This is a genomic window from Anoxybacillus gonensis, assembly GCF_001187595.1.
Taxonomy (GTDB): Bacteria; Bacillota; Bacilli; order Bacillales; family Anoxybacillaceae; genus Anoxybacillus; species Anoxybacillus gonensis.
In genome coordinates this window covers 1837255-1855242 of the sequence record NZ_CP012152.1, presented here as the reverse complement: position 1 = coordinate 1855242, position 17988 = coordinate 1837255, and the positions used below count along the sequence as shown (strand labels likewise).

Genomic DNA, 17988 nt, shown 5'->3' with positions numbered 1-17988 from the left:
GAGGAATGAATGATGGCGGAAAATCGTCATAAACAACTCGGTTTAAGCGATGAAACCGTTTTACAAATGTATGAAACGATGGTGTTAGCGCGTAAAATTGACGAGCGGATGTGGTTGTTAAACCGCGCAGGTAAAATTCCATTCGTTATCTCTTGCCAAGGACAAGAAGCGGCGCAAGTAGGAGCGGCATTCGCCTTAGATCGCACGAAAGACTACGTCTTGCCTTATTATCGTGACATGGGTGTTGTATTAACGTTCGGTATGACACCGACAGAATTGATGCTTTCAGCATTTGCGAAAGCGGAAGATCCAAACTCTGGCGGTCGCCAAATGCCAGGGCATTTCGGGAAAAAGAAAAACCGAATCGTCACCGGTTCTTCCCCTGTTACAACACAAGTGCCGCATGCGGTCGGCATTGCGTTAGCAGCAAAAATGGAGAAAAAAGATTTCGTATCGTTCGTTACATTTGGAGAAGGGTCTTCGAACCAAGGTGACTTCCACGAAGGAGCAAACTTTGCAGGCGTTCATAAGCTTCCGGTCATCTTTATGTGCGAAAACAATAAATATGCCATCTCTGTTCCAATTGAAAAACAATTAGCATGCGAAAAAGTATCAGATCGTGCGATCGGCTATGGCATGCCAGGGTATACAGTGGACGGTACAGATCCGCTTGAAGTATATCGCGTCGTAAAAGAAGCAGCAGATCGTGCACGCCGTGGTGAAGGACCAACGTTAATTGAAACGGTTGCTTATCGCTTAACAGCGCATTCGTCGGACGATGACGATCGTGCATATCGTACGCCAGAAGAAATCGCAGAAGCAAAATCAAAAGATCCAATTTATTTATTTGCGAACTACTTAAAAGAAGTCGGCGTATTAACGGATGAACTGGAAAAAGAAATTGTTGATCGCGTGATGAAACAAGTAAACGAAGCGACAGACTACGCAGAAAAAGCACCATATGCACAACCAGAACATGCGTTGAAATACGTGTACGCAGAGGAGGAATAAATATGCCTGTCATTTCATATATCGATGCCGTTACGATGGCCATTCGCGAAGAAATGGAACGTGACCCGCGCGTATTCGTACTTGGGGAAGATGTCGGAAAAAAAGGGGGCGTATTTAAAGCGACGCAAGGGCTTTATGATCAATTTGGGGAAGAGCGAGTCATTGATACGCCGTTAGCGGAATCTGCGATCGTTGGTGTCGGGATCGGTGCGGCGATGTACGGATTACGCCCAATTGCTGAAATTCAATTTGCGGATTTTATTATGCCTGCTGTCAACCAAATTATTTCCGAAGCGGCGCGCATTCGCTATCGTTCGAATAACGATTGGAATTGTCCGATTGTTATTCGTGCTCCATATGGTGGCGGCGTTCACGGAGCGCTATATCATTCTCAATCTGTTGAAGCAATTTTTGCGAATCAACCGGGATTAAAAATCGTCATGCCGTCTACACCGTACGATGTGAAAGGATTATTAAAAGCAGCGATTCGTGATGAAGATCCTGTGCTGTTCTTTGAGCATAAGCGCGCATATCGTCTCATTAAAGGAGAAGTCCCAACAGACGACTATGTGCTTCCGATCGGTAAAGCAGATGTCAAACGTGAAGGAGAAGACATTACAGTTATTACGTACGGTTTATGCGTTCATTTTGCTCTGCAAGCTGCTGAAAAATTAGCGCAAGAAGGCATTTCCGCTCACATTTTAGATTTGCGTACCGTCTATCCGCTTGATAAAGAAGCGATCATTGAAGCAGCAAGCAAAACAGGAAAAGTATTGCTTGTGACAGAGGACAATAAAGAAGGAAGCGTCATGAGCGAAGTAGCGGCGATTATTGCAGAACATTGCTTATTCGATTTAGACGCACCGATTATGCGACTAGCTGGTCCAGACGTTCCAGCTATGCCATATGCGCCAACGATGGAAAAATTCTTTATGGTCAACCCAGATAAAGTCGAAAAGGCGATGCGCGAATTGGCGCAGTTTTAAGGAGGAGTCACGATGGCGATTGAGAAAATTACGATGCCACAGCTTGGAGAAAGTGTAACAGAAGGAACGATTAGTCAATGGCTCGTATCTGTTGGCACTCGTGTCAACAAATACGATCCGCTTGCCGAAGTGATGACAGATAAAGTGAATGCGGAAATTCCATCTTCATTTGCTGGTGTGATTAAAGAAATTATCGCAAAAGAAGGGGAAACGTTGCCAGTTGGCGCCGTCATTTGTACGATTGAAGTCGAAGGAGAAGGCACAGAAACGGCGGAAACGAAACGAGAAGAAGCACCAAAAGCGGAAGTTCCGGCAGCGCCAGCACAAGCAGCAGCACCGAAAAAACCAGCGGGAGAAAAAGGCCGCTATTCGCCAGCCGTTCTTCGCCTTGCCCAAGAGCACAACATCGACCTTGAACAAGTACAAGGAACAGGCATGGGCGGACGCATTACGCGCAAAGACTTGTTGAAATTGATTGAATCCGGCAACATCCCAACACCAAGTCAAGCGCCAACAGCTCCCGTTCAAGCGCAAGCGTCTGTGCAATCGTTGCAAGAAGCACCAAAAGCGGAAGCTCCTGCTGCGGCAGCACCAAAACAAGCCGCTATGCCTAACGTACCTGTTCAACCGGGCGATATTGAAATTCCAGTGACACCAGTTCGTAAAGCAATTGCGACAAACATGCTTCGCAGCAAACATGAAGCACCGCATGCATGGACGATGGTTGAAGTCGATGTGACAAACTTAGTTGCTTATCGCGATTCGATTAAAGACGAATTTAAAAAGCGCGAAGGCTTTAACTTAACGTATTTTGCGTTTTTTGTAAAAGCGGTGGCTCAAGCGTTAAAAGAATTCCCACAAATGAACTCGATGTGGGCAGGAGATAAAATTGTTCAAAAGAAAGATATTAACATTTCAATTGCCGTAGCAACAGATGATGCCTTATTCGTTCCAGTGATTAAACATGCTGATGAAAAATCGATTAAAGGCATTGCGCGTGAAATCGCTGAATTAGCAGCGAAAGTGCGCGCAGGTAAGCTCCGTCCGGAAGATATGCAAGGGGGCACATTTACGGTCAATAACACAGGTTCGTTCGGTTCGGTGCAATCGATGGGAATCATTAACTACCCGCAAGCAGCGATTTTACAAGTTGAATCGATCGTGAAACGTCCTGTTGTAAAAGACGGCATGATTGCTGTTCGCGATATGGTTAACCTTTGCTTATCGCTAGATCATCGCGTACTTGATGGTTTAATTTGCGGTCGCTTTTTAGCGCGTGTCAAAGAAATTTTAGAGCATGTAACAAAAGAAAACACACCAATTTACTAATGATGAGGAAGAGGGTAACGAATGGTTATCCTCTTCTTCTTATATCAATGATTTCTCTTTTCTTCCTTTCGACGATGTACTACAATAAAAAATGTAACGAATATTTTCAAAAATAAGAAAAGAAAGCGTTTTAACAACAAAGGGGGATGGGGTGCCACAATGAAACAAATATCGTTTCCGATTCCAAGCTATGACGAATGGAAACAAGAAGTTGAGAAATCGCTAAAAGGAAAACCGTTTGATCGGTTATATGCCACAACATACGAGCAAATTCAATTAAAACCGATTTATACACGTGCTGATTTAGAGGGGGTGCCTATTGAACAATATCCAGGTTTTCCTTCATATGTGCGCGGAACAGAAGTAGAAGGATATATAAAAAAAGGATGGGAAGTCAGTCAACAGTGTGAGGCTTCGGCACCTGAACGATGGAATGAGCTGATGAAACATCAACTTGAACGTGGACAGACAGAAATTCATGTCGTATTGCCGAAGCTAAAATTTGTTGTTCAAACGATAGAACAAATAAAAACGATGTTTTCAAACATTTCTCTAGAAAATTACTCGCTTCGCATCGATACAGGGGCATGTGCCTTTCCGTTTCTTCCGCTTTTTGTCGCATATATTGAGGAAAGTGGACAGCCGCTTAGTCGCATGCGCGGGACGATCGGAATGGATCCACTTCATTCACTGACGATCACAGGAAAGCTTCCTATGCCGCTTTCTACTTTATATGATGTCATGGCTGATGTGACGACATGGGCGAAAACACATATGCCACATGTGAAAACAATCCTTGTTCATGCCGATCCGTATCATAATGGGGGAGGCAATGCGATTCAACAGCTTGCTTTTGCTTTTGCCTCAGCGGTAGAGTATATAAATGAATGTCTCGAACGAGGATTGACGATTGATGACGTAGCCAACCGTATCGATTTTTCTTTCCCAGTTGGCTCACATTTCTTTATGGAAATTTCGAAGCTACGTGCTGCGCGGCTCATTTGGTCAAACATTGTGCAAGCGTTCGGAGGAAGCGAACAAGCGCAAAAACTGTCTATTCATGCGCGTACGTCGTATTTTACGAAAACGGTATATGACCCGTACGTCAACATGCTTCGCGCAACGACAGAAGCGTTTGCTGCGATCGTCGGTGGAGCAAACAGCCTTCATGTTTCACCGTTTAACGAACCGTTTGCAACAGAAGATGAATTTGCAGAGCGCATCGCGAGAAACACACAACTTATTTTGTTAGAAGAAGCCCATATCGGAAAAGTGATCGATCCAGCTGGCGGATCGTATTATGTAGAAACGTTGACAGCACAACTAGCAGAAGAAGCTTGGAAATTATTTCAACAGGTCGAAGCGCAAGGCGGGATGACAAAAGCGCTTCAATGTGGATTTGTGCAAAAGGAAATTGAAAACATAGCAAAACAACGTGAACAACATGTGAAAGCAAGAAAAGAAAAGATCGTCGGAACGAACGTATATGCAAACATTGCTGAGCCGTCAGCACCGAAACATACGTATACCTCTTACGGAAGCAATCATACGTATATCGATGTAAAAACAATGGAAGAGGCGCTTTCGCTTGTTAAACGTCGAGCGATCGCTCAACATGTTATACATGAAAAGGAAAGCATGACGATCGTGGCACCGATCCGACAATGGCGCTTATCTGAGCCGTTTGAACAGCTTCGCAAAGCATCGGAACGCCATGCAGAAACAAGCGGTCAGCGTCCAACTGTGCATCTTGTGAATCTCGGTTCCATTCCAAAACATAAAACGCGCGCCGATTTTATGACAGGCTTTTTTGAAGCAGGAGGATTTACGGTCGTAAAAAATGACGGTTATATGACGATAGAGGAAGCCGTTAACGGCATACTTGAAACAAACGGAACGCATTATATCATTTGCGGAACAGATGATGATTATGTAGATGCCGTTCCGCATATTGTGCGTCAAGTAAAAACAGAAAAAAGCGATGTTCGCATATATGTCGCAGGAAAGCTTCCATCACATATTGAAGCAACGTTTATGGAAGCGGGCGTCAATGGATTCATTCATATCGGTTCGAACTGCTACGATACGATTTTCGCATTTATGAAAGATATGGGGGTGAACGTGGATGGGGAAAATTAATTTTGCTAATCGACCGTTACAATATGGACAGCCAGTTGATGAACAAACGTGGAAAAAAGCGATCGAACAAAAAGTAAGAGCAACATTCGATGAGCTCGTATTCCAAACAAATGAACATATTGCGATCAAACCGCTATATACGAAAGAAGATATAGCACACCTCGATTTTCTTGACTATATGCCGGGCATTCCACCATACGTTCGTGGGCCATATCCATCGATGTACGTCAATCGCCCGTGGACGATTCGGCAATACGCTGGCTTTTCGACAGCGGAAGAAAGCAATGCATTTTATCGTCGCAACTTAGCGATGGGTCAAAAAGGGCTGTCTGTCGCTTTTGATCTTGCAACACATCGGGGATATGACTCCGACCATCCGCGCGTTATCGGAGATGTTGGCAAGGCAGGGGTAGCCATTGATTCTGTGTTAGATATGAAAACGTTATTTGACGGCATCCCGCTTGACCAAATGTCCGTATCGATGACGATGAACGGTGCCGTATTGCCAATTATGGCGTTTTACATTGTGACGGCTGAAGAACAAGGAGTAAAACAAGAACAGCTCTCTGGAACGATTCAAAATGACATTTTAAAGGAATATATGGTGCGGAATACGTACATTTATCCACCAGAAATGTCCATGCGTATTATCGCAGACATTTTTGCGTACACGTCAAAACATATGCCGAAATTCAACAGCATAAGCATTTCAGGTTACCATATGCAAGAAGCAGGAGCACCTGCAGATATTGAACTCGCTTATACGCTTGCGGATGGATTAGAGTATGTGCGCACAGGACTAAAAGCAGGCATTGACATTGATTCATTTGCTCCGCGTCTATCGTTTTTCTGGGCGATTGGGATGAACTATTTTATGGAAGTAGCAAAAATGCGGGCAGCGCGAATCATTTGGGCGAAAATGATGAAGACGTTTCATCCGAAAAACCCAAAATCGCTCGCCCTTCGGACGCATTCGCAAACATCGGGATGGAGCTTAACTGAACAAGATCCGTTTAATAATGTCGTGCGCACATGTTTAGAAGCGCACGCCGCAGCGATGGGACATACGCAGTCGCTTCATACCAATGCGCTTGATGAGGCCATTGCATTACCGACGGACTTTTCCGCTCGCATCGCACGCAATACGCAGCTTTATTTACAAGAAGAAACAGGCATTTGCCAAGTCATTGACCCATGGGCAGGTTCGTATTATGTGGAAACGTTAACGAACGAATTAATGAAGCGTGCATGGGCTCATATTGAAGAAATCGAAAATCTTGGTGGAATGGCGAAAGCGATTGAAACAGGTTTGCCAAAAATGCGCATCGAAGAAGCTGCGGCAAGAAGGCAAGCAAAAATTGACTCCGGTGCGGAGACGATTATCGGCGTGAATAAATATCGTCCAGAAAAAGAACAACCGATCGATATTTTAGAAGTCGATAATACGGCCGTTAGAGAGCGGCAAATTGAAAAATTAAAACAGTTGCGCGCTTCTCGTGATGAAGAACGCGTTCAACAAACGTTGCAAGCAATTACGAAAGCAGCAGAAACTGGTGAAGGAAACTTGCTTGAATTAGCGGTAGAGGCAGCGCGCGCTCGGGCGACGTTAGGAGAAATATCTGATGCGATTGAAAAAGTAGCAGGCAGGCATAAAGCGGTCATTCGTTCCGTTAGCGGCGTATATAGTTCAGAGTTTACAAACGAAGAAGAAATTGCCCGCGTCAAAAAAATGACGGATGAATTTTACGAGCTAGAAGGAAGACGGCCACGCATTTTAATTGCAAAAATGGGACAAGATGGACATGACCGCGGAGCAAAAGTGATTGCGACGGCATTTGCTGATTTAGGGTTTGATGTCGATATCGGTCCGCTCTTTCAAACACCAGAAGAAACGGCTCGGCAAGCGGTTGAAAACGATGTACATGTCGTTGGCATGAGCTCGCTTGCTGCGGGGCATAAAACGTTGTTGCCACAACTTGTTGAAGAGTTGCGGAAATTAGGGCGTGAAGATATTATCGTTGTCGTTGGTGGAGTCATTCCACCGCAAGACTACGAATTTTTATATGAACATGGTGCAGCTGCAATTTTTGGACCAGGTACAATCATCCCAGTAGCAGCACAAAAAGTATTGCATGAGATTTATCGACGACTCGGTTACGAGGAAGTGAGTGAATGAGCGAAGAACGGACATCTCGGCCTGAATGGGCTGATGACGGAAAGATGTTTGCAACGTCGTATGTGAAAGGAAACGATCGTGCCCATTTAGCGAAAGAAAACCGATCAATAAAACGGAAAGAACGTTCCGTTGAGGAATATGTCGCAGGTGTATTAAATCATGATCGCACCATTTTAGCGCAAGCAATCACGCTTATTGAAAGCAATGCAGCAAAACATACCGAAAAAGCTCAGCGCATTTTGCATGAACTTCTTCCATATGTCGGGCGCTCTATTCGCATTGGCATTACCGGTGTACCAGGAGCGGGAAAAAGTACGTTTATTGAAGCGTTTGGACAATTTTTATGTGAGAAAGGTCATCGTGTCGCCGTATTAGCTGTCGATCCGAGCAGTTCAATTACAGGAGGAAGCATTCTTGGCGATAAAACGCGCATGGAACATTTAGCGCGCCATCCGCGTGCGTTTATTCGCCCCTCCCCATCAGGCGGGACGCTCGGTGGCGTGCATCGCAAAACACGCGAGACGATGTTGCTTTGTGAAGCAGCTGGATATGATATAATTCTTGTGGAAACGGTTGGTGTTGGTCAAAGCGAAGTGGCGGTGCGCGGTATGGTTGATTTTTTCTTATTGCTCGCTTTAACGGGCGCTGGTGATGAATTGCAAGGAATGAAAAAAGGAATGATGGAACTCGTCGATGCGATCGTCATTAATAAGGCAGATGGCGACAATAAAAAGAAAGCAGAAGTAGCGAAAGAAGAATATAATCAAATTTTACACTACTTGCGTCATGCAACGAAAGGCTGGGAAACGAAAGCCTATACATGTTCTTCTCTTTACGGAGAGGGCATCGAACAAATTTGGGAAGTGATCGAAAAATTTGTGCAAACGACAAAACAATCGGGTGTGTTTGAGGAAAGAAGAAGAGAACAGATGAAAGATTGGCTGCATGCGATGATTAAAGATTACTTACACAACCGCTTTTTTCATCATCCAATTGTACAACAACAGTTGCCGGCTATTGAAGAAGATGTGATGGCAGGAAAACAGCCTGTCACGATGGCTGCCGAGCAATTAATTCGTTTATATGAGGAAAGATAAAGGGTGTCCGTTACGGGCACCTTTTACATTGGAATGTGTTATAATGGGGGCGGAGTGTGATAGTTATGCTAAAAATTGGTTATCGAACGACGAAAACAGCGATCGGAACAGCGAGTGCGATTGCGATTGCCCAATCGTTGCATCTTGAAAATTTCGCTTCTGCCGGAATTATTACATTACTTTGCATTCAAGTGACGAAAAAAAAGTCATTGCAAACGGCGCGCGCTCGGTTTGTTGCCGGTTTAGTTGGCTTGTTGTTTTCGTTTTTCTTTTTTGAAGGGCTTCGTTATCATCCGCTTTCGATCGGTTTATTGCTCTTATTTTTTATTCCGACGACCGTTTCGTTGAAAGTGACCGAAGGAATTGCGACAAGTGCGGTCATCATTTTGCACGTATATATGGCGAAAACGATGACGTGGCATCTCGTATATAATGAGGTGATGTTGATGATTATCGGCATCGGCATCGCTTTGCTCGTCAATATGTACATGCCAAGCGTGGAAAAAGATTTAAAAGAATATCAGCGCATTGTAGAAGATTTATTTCGCATCATTTTTAAAGAAATTGTTCATTATTTACGGACGAATGAAAGTTTATGGGATGGAAAAGAAATTGCGTTAGCGGGCGATACGTTAAAGCAAGCAAAGGCGCTTGCATTGCAAAATATTGAAAACCATTTTTTGCGCAATGAAGATTATTATTACCGATATTTTCGTATGCGCGAACGGCAATTTGAAATTATTGAGCGGATGTTGCCGCTGATTAGCTCCATGACATATACGGTCGAGCAACGCAATATGATTGCTGATTTTATCGATGAACTAAGCGATGCGATTCACCCGGGAAATACAGCGGATCGTTTTATTCGACAACTTCAGGAGATGAAAAAACAGTTTCAACAAATGCCGTTACCAAAAACGCGCGAGGAGTTTGAAGAACGTGCGGCTCTTTTGCATTTTGTGAAAGAGATGGAACAATATTTAATTATCAAAAGTCAATTGTAACAGTATGATCGCCCTTTTTTCACGCACAATAATTGAAAAAGGGTGAGATGATGCCGCTTCTTTTTGCTTTCTTTCTTTTTCTTTCACCGCTTTGGCCGCTTGGAGACAATCCGCGCGTTGGTGATCCGATGATTATCGTTAACAAACAAACGAACCAACTTGCTTTTATTCGCCACGGGAAAATTGAACGTATATATCGTGTTGCCACAGGAAAAACGAATGCGCTCACGCCAGAAGGATTATTTACCGTTACGGTAAAGGCAGTAAATCCGTACTATCGAAAGAAAAACATTCCAGGCGGCGCCCCGAACAATCCGCTTGGTACAAGATGGATCGGATTTGATGCGCGCGGGACAGATGGACGAACGTATGGGATTCATGGAACGAATCGACCGTCATCGATTGGACGTTATATAACAGAAGGATGTGTAAGAATGCACAATCGGGATGTCGAGGCGTTATATCCGAACGTGCCAATAGGAACGAAAGTAGCGATTGTAAAAACAAATGAATCGTTCCAACAGCTCGGTAAAAAGTATGGGGCGCTGAAATAAACAAAGAACAAGCTGACCGAATATGGTCAGCTTGTTCTATATCCACATGCTTAATCCAGCGAGCAAAGAGGTTAAAAGCATCGAGCCGAGCATTAAATAAACAACAATTTTTTGCACTTTTTTTGAATGCATGTTCTTCACCTCTTGCTTCCTATTGTACAAACATGCTGTTCGGCAAACAAGCAGGAAAAATGCAAAAAAAGAAGGAAAAAAGAAAAAAGATGTCGAAATACATAAATGGTTTGCAACCGAGAACAACAAAGGGGTTGGGGGTTTATGGAAGTAAAAAAAGTCGATCATATTGGCATTGCAGTCAAATCGTTAGACGAGGCGCTTCCGTTTTATACGGATACGCTCGGCTTATCGTGCGTTGGCATTGAAACGGTCGAATCAGAACAAGTTCGTGTAGCGTTTTTAAAAGTTGGCGATGTCAAGCTTGAACTGCTTGAGCCGCTCTCTGAACATAGCCCGATTGCTTCTTTTATTGAAAAGCGAGGCGAAGGCATTCATCATGTCGCGCTTGGGGTTGATCATATCGAACAGCGCATCGAAGAGTTAAAAAATAACGGCATTCGTATGATTCACGAGCAACCGAAGCGCGGTGCAGGCGGTGCACACATCGCTTTTATGCATCCGAAGTCAGCCCGCGGCGTGTTATATGAGCTTTGTGAAAAGGTCGGTGGGCAATAATGGACATGTACGATAAAATCAACGAGCTGTATGACCGTCGCCGAGAAATTGAGTTAGGCGGTGGCGACGATAAAATTGCAAAACAACATGAAAAGGGAAAATTAACAGCAAGAGAGCGCATCGATCTTTTATTAGATGAAGGGACGTTCGTTGAGTTAAATCCGTTTATTGAACATCGTTGCACCGATTTTGGATTAGCGGGAAAAAAAGGACCAGGTGACGGAGTTGTCACAGGATACGGTAAAATCGATGGGCGAACAGTATTTGTCTTTTCGCAAGACTTTACTGTATTCGGTGGAGCACTTGGGGAAATGCATGCGAAAAAAATTGCGAATATTATGGATTTAGCGGCGAAAACAGGGGCTCCAATCATCGGATTAAACGATTCTGGTGGCGCGCGCATTCAAGAAGGTGTATTGTCACTTGATGGATACGGCCATATTTTTTATCGGAACTCGATTTATTCGGGGGTCGTTCCACAAATTTCCGTCATTATGGGGCCATGTGCAGGAGGGGCTGTCTATTCACCAGCCATTACTGATTTTGTATTTATGGTCGAAAAAACGAGCCAAATGTTTATTACCGGACCGAAAGTGATTGAAACGGTGACAGGCGAAAAAATTAGCGCGGAAGATTTAGGTGGCGCGCGCGTTCACAATACGATTAGCGGAAATGCTCACTTTTCAGGAGCGACAGAAGAAGAGGTGCTTGCGCAAGTACGACGACTATTAAGCTATCTTCCACAAAATTGTCAAGAAAAGCCGCCTGCTGCACCTGCACAAAAGGAAAGCGATTATCGTCCCGATTTAGCGGATGCCATTCCTATTGATGCGGTGCGTCCATACGATGTGCGAAACGTCGTGTGGCAAGTCGTTGACGAAGGATCGTTTATGGAAGTACAAAAAGATTTTGCGAAAAATATTGTCATCGGCTTTGCCCGCATAAAAGGAGAAGTTGTCGGACTTGTATGCAACCAGCCGAAGTTTATGGCGGGAGGACTAGATATCGACTCGTCCGATAAAGCGGCGCGTTTTATTCGCTTTTGCGATTCATTTAATATTCCGATTATTACATTTGAAGATGTGACAGGCTTTTTCCCAGGAGTCAAACAAGAGCACGGGGGAATCATTCGCCATGGAGCGAAAATTTTATATGCGTATTCGGAAGCGACGGTGCCGAAAATAACGGTCATTTTACGGAAAGCATATGGCGGAGCATACGTTGCATTAAACAGTAAATCGATCGGAGCCGATGTCGTATACGCATGGCCAAATGCAGAAATTGCCGTTATGGGACCACAAGGGGCAGCGAACATTATTTTCGCAAGCGACATCGAAAATAGTCCGAACCCAGAAGAAACGCGGGCGCAAAAAATTGAAGAATACCGCGATAAGTTCGCGAATCCGTATGTCGCAGCCAAGTACGGTATGGTCGATGACGTCATCGATCCGCGAGATACGAGAATCAAGCTCATTCAAGCGCTCGATATGCTTCGCCATAAACATGAAGAGCGTCCAAAAAAGAAACATGGGAATATTCCGTTGTAAACATATACCGCCATTCGTTTGGCGGTATATATTTTTTGAAAAATAATCGTACATTTCGCAAACGATGTAAAAATCCGTTATACTTAAAAGTGAGTACATACATAGGAGGATGCATGATGGTCAATGAGCAACGTTTAGTTGATGAATTTTTAGAGCTTGTACAAATTGATTCTGAAACAAAATATGAACGTGACATTGCAGATGTGCTGAAAGCGAAATTTGAAGCGCTCGGTTTACACGTTATTGAAGATGATACGACAGCACAAACAGGTCATGGAGCAGGAAACTTAATTTGTACATTGCCCGCGACAAAAGAAGGAGTCGATCCGATTTACTTTACATCACACATGGATACGGTTGTGCCAGGCAAAGGGGTCAAGCCGTCGATTCAAGATGGATATATTGTGACAGATGGGACAACGATTTTAGGAGCGGACGATAAAGCAGGGCTTGCCGCCATGTTTGAAGCGATCCGAGTGTTAAAAGAAAAACAAATCGCACACGGCACAATTCAATTTATTATTACTGTTGGAGAAGAATCTGGGCTCGTTGGGGCGAAGGCGCTTGATCCGTCGCTCATTCAAGCAAAATTTGGATATGCGCTAGATAGCGATGGAAAAGTTGGACAAATTATCGTTGCTGCTCCGACGCAAGCAAAGTTGAAAGTGACCGTTCACGGAAAGACGGCTCATGCGGGTGTTGCACCAGAGCGAGGTGTATCGGCAATTACAATCGCCGCGAAAGCGATTGCGCAAATGCCGCTTGGGCGCATCGATGAAGAAACAACCGCAAACATCGGTCGTTTTGAAGGTGGAACACAAACAAATATCGTTTGCGATCGCGTTGACATTTTAGCAGAGGCGCGTTCGCTCGTTCCGGAAAAAATGGAAGCGCAAGTCGCGAAAATGAAAGAAGCGTTTGAGCGAGTAGCGGAAGAAATGGGTGGTCGTGCAGATGTTCACGTGGAAGTGATGTACCCAGGATTTAAATTTGGAGATGGGGATCATGTTGTTGAAGTAGCGAAGCGAGCGGCTGAAAAAATTGGTCGTCCGCATGAGCTGTTGCGTAGCGGTGGCGGTAGCGATGCGAATGTTATTGCAGGATTGGGCATTCCAACTGTAAACTTAGCGATCGGCTATGAAGACATTCATACAACAAATGAACGGATGCCAATTGAAGAACTTGTCAAAGCAACGGAGATGGTGCTCGCCATTATTGAAGAAGTAGCGACAAGGGGGTGAAACGATGGAGAAAGTCGTCGTTTTTCAACTTGCGAACGAACAATATGCCATTCCAGTTGAACATGTTGTTTTCATCGAAAAAATGAGCCATCCGACGCTCATCCCGGGAATGCCTTCGTATATGCTCGGTGTTGTGCGCATTCGCGGTGAACTTGTTCCTGTGCTTGATACGTCGCAAATTTTATATCGCCGTCCATATACGGAAACAGAAAAAACGCGCCTCATCGTTGTCCATACAGACGATGTATATGTCGCGTTTATTGTAGACGACGCAAAAGAAATTATTGATATCCCGTCACATATGATGAAGCAAGTGAATATGCTCGCTTATCAACAAACGCCATACTTCATCGGCATTGCGAACTTGCCTGATCGGCTAATTACCGTCATTGATCCGACAATATTGTTCGATCATTTAGAAGGATCGAGTACAATTAAAGAACATATAAAAAATGAGAAACAGAACACTTGAACGAGAAAAGATGATTATGGTATGTTCTTTTTTGAACAATCAAAATATAGAAAGGAACGTTTGCTATGGCGAAACAACAAATTGGTGTGATCGGTTTAGCGGTCATGGGAAAAAACTTGGCGCTTAACATTGAAAGCCGTGGATATTCCGTTGCCGTATATAACCGTTCACGCGAAAAAACAGACGAGTTTTTAAAAGAAGCGGAAGGGAAAAACGTCGTCGGTACATATAGCATCGAAGAGTTTGTCAACGCACTTGAAAAACCGCGCAAAATTTTATTAATGGTAAAAGCAGGTGCCGCAACAGACGCAACCATTGAGCAACTAAAGCCGTATTTAGAAAAAGGCGATATCGTGATTGATGGCGGCAACACGTATTTTAAAGATACACAACGTCGCAATAAAGAACTTGCTGAACTTGGTATTCATTTTATCGGTACAGGCGTTTCTGGTGGAGAAGAAGGGGCGCTGAAAGGTCCTTCCATTATGCCGGGGGGACAAAAAGAAGCGCACGAACTCGTTCGCCCGATTTTTGAAGCGATTGCCGCAAAAGTCGATGGCGAGCCGTGTACGACATATATCGGTCCAGACGGTGCGGGCCATTACGTAAAAATGGTGCATAACGGCATTGAATACGGCGATATGCAATTAATTGCCGAAGCGTACTTTTTACTAAAACATGTGCTTGGCTTAAACGCGCAAGAGCTTCATGAAGTGTTTGCGGAGTGGAATAAAGGAGAATTAGATAGTTATTTAATCGAAATTACGGCAGACATTTTTACAAAAATCGATGAAGAAACAGGCAAGCCGCTCGTCGATGTCATTTTAGACAAAGCAGGGCAAAAAGGAACAGGAAAATGGACGAGCCAAAACGCGCTCGATTTAGGCGTTCCGCTGCCGATTATTACCGAGTCCGTATTTGCGCGCTTTATTTCCGCCATGAAAGAAGAGCGTGTGCAAGCAAGCAAGCTATTAGCAGGCCCAGCAGTGAAGCCGTATGAGGGTGATCGCGCGCACTTCATTGAAGCCGTTCGCCGCGCGCTTTACATGAGTAAAATTTGCTCGTACGCCCAAGGCTTTGCGCAAATGAAAGCTGCTTCGGAAGAATACAACTGGAATTTACAATACGGCAATATCGCGATGATTTTCCGCGGCGGCTGCATCATTCGTGCGCAATTTTTACAAAAAATTAAAGAAGCGTACGACCGCGATCCAGCGTTGCCAAACTTATTGCTCGATCCATACTTTAAAGACATCGTCGAAAACTATCAACAATCGCTTCGTGAAATTGTCGCAACCGCAGCGATGCGCGGCATTCCGGTACCAGCGTTCGCTAGCGCCTTAGCATACTACGACAGCTATCGAATGGACACATTGCCGGCGAACCTTATCCAAGCACAGCGTGACTACTTCGGTGCGCACACATACGAACGCATCGACAAAGAAGGCGTTTTCCATACCGAATGGTTGAAATAAACGAACACCCCCTAGGGCAAGTGGCTCTAGGGGGTATACTTTTTCCACCAGCAAATGCTTATATATAAATCCCCCTCACCATATGATGAGGGGGATTGCTTATTGTTCAAACAATAATACACGCGCTGGGGCGGCGTCAGTGCCGACGAGTTTGAGGGGAGCAGCAACCATCCAATATTCGCCGGCTGGTACGTCTTTTAGGCGAAGTCCTTCGATGACGATAATGCCGTGACCGAACAACGTTTTATGTGTTGGATGTCCCGCTTGGTTTCGTTCGACGCCGAGCGCATCAATGCCGACGCCGCGAATGCGTTTTTCTGCTAAGTGCATCGCAGCATCTTCGGCAACGTAAATAAATTCAAAGTTAAAGGCATCGTCGAATGAATTTTTTGTTTTAAATAAGATAAAATCATTCTCTTGAATATCAAAATGAATGAGATCTTCTTTTGTAATGCGATCATTGACGTTTGTGACGTCTAAAACTTTGCAGTAGCCGACGAGTTTTTCAAGCGGAATCGTTTCAAATGTTTCCCCGTCTTTTACCATATGGAGTGGTGCGTCAATGTGCGTGCCGGTATGCACATCCATATCGATGCGCGATTCAGTGACGTAATCGTTCGTGACGGTCGTTAGCTTCGGCTGTTTTTCCGGCTTATTTTTATACACAGGCATCCCTTCAAAAATCGGGGCGGTGACATCGTACATTTTCATGTTTCGTTCCTCCTTACATTGTTCCGTTTAGCGACCACCAGTGGAAGCCGTCTTTTTGCAATAGTTCATCTGCCTTTTTCGGCCCCATCGAGCCAGCTTCGTAGTTCGGGAAGTCAACCGCTTTCGTATTTTCCCATACTTCAGAAATCGGGTCGACAAAGCTCCATGACGCAGCGACTTCGTCCCAGTGCGTAAAGTTTGTCGCATCGCCGCGCATGCAGTCATATAACAACTTTTCATACGCTTCTGGCGTATTAATGCCGTCAATGCAATTGTTGCAGTAATCCAACTTAATTGGCGTCGTTTTCATGCTTTCGCCGCTTTTTTTCGCATTTAGATGAAGGGTAATCCCTTCATCTGGTTGAATATGAATGACGAGCAAATTCGGATGAACGTATTCGCTCGTGCGATAATATAAATTCATCGGTACGTCTTTAAATTGCACAACAATTTTCGTTGATTTTTCAGTCATTCGTTTTCCTGTTCGTATGTAAAATGGCACACCTGCCCAGCGGAAGTTGTCGATCATTAGTTTCCCTGCGACAAACGTTTCCGTATTAGAATGTGGATCGACGCTATGTTCTTCACGATACCCGACGACTTGTTGCCCGCGCACAATGCCGCGTCCGTATTGCCCGCGCACGAAATATTTGTCGACGTCATCATGTGTCATCGGACGAAGCGCGCGAAGCACTTTCACTTTTTCACTGCGAATGTCATCTGTTGTCAGCTTAATTGGCGGCTCCATTGCGAGAAGGGCAACCATTTGTAGCATATGGTTTTGCACCATATCGCGAAGCGCACCAGAATGATCATAGTAACGACCGCGGTCTTCCACCCCAAGTGTTTCGCTTGATGTAATTTGAATATTGGCAATAAAGCGATTGTTCCAAAGCGGTTCAAAAATCGCGTTCGCAAAGCGAATGACTTCAATGTTTTGTACCATTTCTTTTCCGAGATAATGGTCAATCCGGAAAATTTGTTCCTCGGAAAACGATTGTCGAATTTCTTCATTTAACTTTTGTGCGCTTTGCAAATCATGTCCGAACGGTTTTTCAATGACTAATCGCGTCCAGCCGTTTGTTGCTGTCAGTCCTTCTGATTTTAAATGCGATGTAATCGTTCCGAAAAACTCAGGTGCCATCGCCAAGTAAAAAATGCGGTTGCCTGGAATATGAAATTGCTCTTCCACCCGCGTTAATAATTCATTTAATTGTTCATATGATTTTGTATTTGTCGCATCTAATGAATGATAGTAAAAATGAGAAATAAATTGATTATCCATTAATTCTTGTTTTGTTGCTTCTTCAATCGTTTCTTTTACGTAATGACGAAACGATTCATCTGTATGGGGACGACGAGCGACGCCAACAACCGCAAACTGTTGAGAAAGCTTTCCTTTTTGATAAAGTTTATAAATAGATGGGAATAATTTGCGTTTTGCTAAGTCGCCAGTCGCGCCAAAAATAACAATTGTTGCTTTTGGTTGTACGTCATTCACGGACCATATACCTCACTTTTATTCATTTTTTGAAAGGTTCATGATAATGTAATTT

The 17988-nt window shown here is 44.2% G+C and carries 16 protein-coding genes; 13 read left to right on the top strand and 3 right to left on the bottom strand.

Annotated elements, in window-relative coordinates; all coding sequences use genetic code 11:
* Positions 1-12: 12 nt before the first annotated feature.
* The 8 genes from AFK25_RS09735 to AFK25_RS09700 all read left to right on the top strand — a co-directional run bounded on the left by AFK25_RS09735 (position 13) and on the right by AFK25_RS09700 (position 10296).
* Entirely contained in the window at positions 13-1011 is a 999-nt protein-coding gene (locus tag AFK25_RS09735; RefSeq protein ID WP_009373856.1) for a thiamine pyrophosphate-dependent dehydrogenase E1 component subunit alpha, read from the top strand.
* 2 nt (positions 1012-1013) lie between these two features.
* Positions 1014-1997: an alpha-ketoacid dehydrogenase subunit beta gene (locus tag AFK25_RS09730; RefSeq protein WP_003394199.1), complete on the top strand. Its 984-nt coding sequence runs from the start codon at positions 1014-1016 to the stop codon at positions 1995-1997.
* A gap of 12 nt (positions 1998-2009) precedes the next feature.
* Positions 2010-3326, top strand: coding sequence for a dihydrolipoamide acetyltransferase family protein (locus AFK25_RS09725; RefSeq protein ID WP_035066825.1), 1317 nt, complete (start codon positions 2010-2012; stop codon positions 3324-3326).
* Positions 3327-3485: 159 nt separating this feature from the next.
* The gene (locus tag AFK25_RS09720) at positions 3486-5465 is read left to right on the top strand and encodes a methylmalonyl-CoA mutase family protein (RefSeq protein ID WP_035066827.1); all 1980 of its coding nucleotides are present in this window, start codon (positions 3486-3488) and stop codon (positions 5463-5465) included.
* Positions 5452-7641, top strand: a complete 2190-nt coding sequence (gene scpA / locus AFK25_RS09715; protein WP_035066829.1) for a methylmalonyl-CoA mutase — start codon at positions 5452-5454, stop codon at positions 7639-7641. Before AFK25_RS09720 ends, scpA begins: the two co-directional genes overlap by 14 nt.
* Positions 7638-8738, top strand: a complete 1101-nt coding sequence (gene meaB, locus AFK25_RS09710) for a methylmalonyl Co-A mutase-associated GTPase MeaB (protein ID WP_035066831.1) — start codon at positions 7638-7640, stop codon at positions 8736-8738. The genes scpA and meaB overlap by 4 nt, the downstream gene beginning before the upstream one ends.
* Positions 8739-8803: 65 nt before the next feature.
* Positions 8804-9742 (top strand): aromatic acid exporter family protein, encoded by a 939-nt coding sequence (locus tag AFK25_RS09705; RefSeq protein ID WP_026011552.1) that lies wholly within the window; start codon positions 8804-8806, stop codon positions 9740-9742.
* A gap of 50 nt (positions 9743-9792) precedes the next feature.
* Positions 9793-10296: a L,D-transpeptidase gene (locus AFK25_RS09700; RefSeq protein ID WP_019416972.1), complete on the top strand. Its 504-nt coding sequence runs from the start codon at positions 9793-9795 to the stop codon at positions 10294-10296.
* A 36-nt stretch (positions 10297-10332) separates the two neighbouring features.
* Here AFK25_RS09700 and prli42 read toward each other — a convergent pair whose 3' ends face one another.
* Positions 10333-10428 (bottom strand): stressosome-associated protein Prli42, encoded by a 96-nt coding sequence (gene prli42, locus AFK25_RS15010; protein ID WP_009373849.1) that lies wholly within the window; start codon positions 10426-10428, stop codon positions 10333-10335.
* A gap of 144 nt (positions 10429-10572) precedes the next feature.
* Between prli42 and mce the strand changes: the two genes are divergently transcribed.
* The 5 genes from mce to gndA all read left to right on the top strand — a co-directional run bounded on the left by mce (position 10573) and on the right by gndA (position 15721).
* Positions 10573-10986 (top strand): methylmalonyl-CoA epimerase, encoded by a 414-nt coding sequence (gene mce / locus AFK25_RS09695; RefSeq protein WP_019416974.1) that lies wholly within the window; start codon positions 10573-10575, stop codon positions 10984-10986.
* Positions 10983-12533 (top strand): acyl-CoA carboxylase subunit beta, encoded by a 1551-nt coding sequence (locus AFK25_RS09690; RefSeq protein ID WP_035066833.1) that lies wholly within the window; start codon positions 10983-10985, stop codon positions 12531-12533. Before mce ends, AFK25_RS09690 begins: the two co-directional genes overlap by 4 nt.
* Before the next feature lie 116 nt (positions 12534-12649).
* Complete coding sequence (locus tag AFK25_RS09685) at positions 12650-13774, top strand: M20/M25/M40 family metallo-hydrolase (protein ID WP_035066835.1); 1125 nt, start codon at positions 12650-12652, stop codon at positions 13772-13774.
* A gap of 4 nt (positions 13775-13778) precedes the next feature.
* A complete protein-coding gene (locus tag AFK25_RS09680) occupies positions 13779-14246 on the top strand; it encodes a chemotaxis protein CheW (protein WP_035066836.1) in 468 nt (155 codons plus the stop codon).
* A gap of 65 nt (positions 14247-14311) precedes the next feature.
* Positions 14312-15721 (top strand): NADP-dependent phosphogluconate dehydrogenase, encoded by a 1410-nt coding sequence (gene gndA, locus AFK25_RS09675; protein ID WP_019416977.1) that lies wholly within the window; start codon positions 14312-14314, stop codon positions 15719-15721.
* 99 nt (positions 15722-15820) lie between these two features.
* Here the strand turns inward: gndA and AFK25_RS09670 are convergent, their stop codons facing one another.
* Entirely contained in the window at positions 15821-16432 is a 612-nt protein-coding gene (locus AFK25_RS09670) for a cyclase family protein (RefSeq protein ID WP_035066838.1), read from the bottom strand.
* Between the two features lie 13 nt (positions 16433-16445).
* Positions 16446-17933 (bottom strand): glucose-6-phosphate dehydrogenase, encoded by a 1488-nt coding sequence (gene zwf / locus AFK25_RS09665; protein ID WP_035066840.1) that lies wholly within the window; start codon positions 17931-17933, stop codon positions 16446-16448.
* Positions 17934-17988 lie beyond the last annotated feature (55 nt).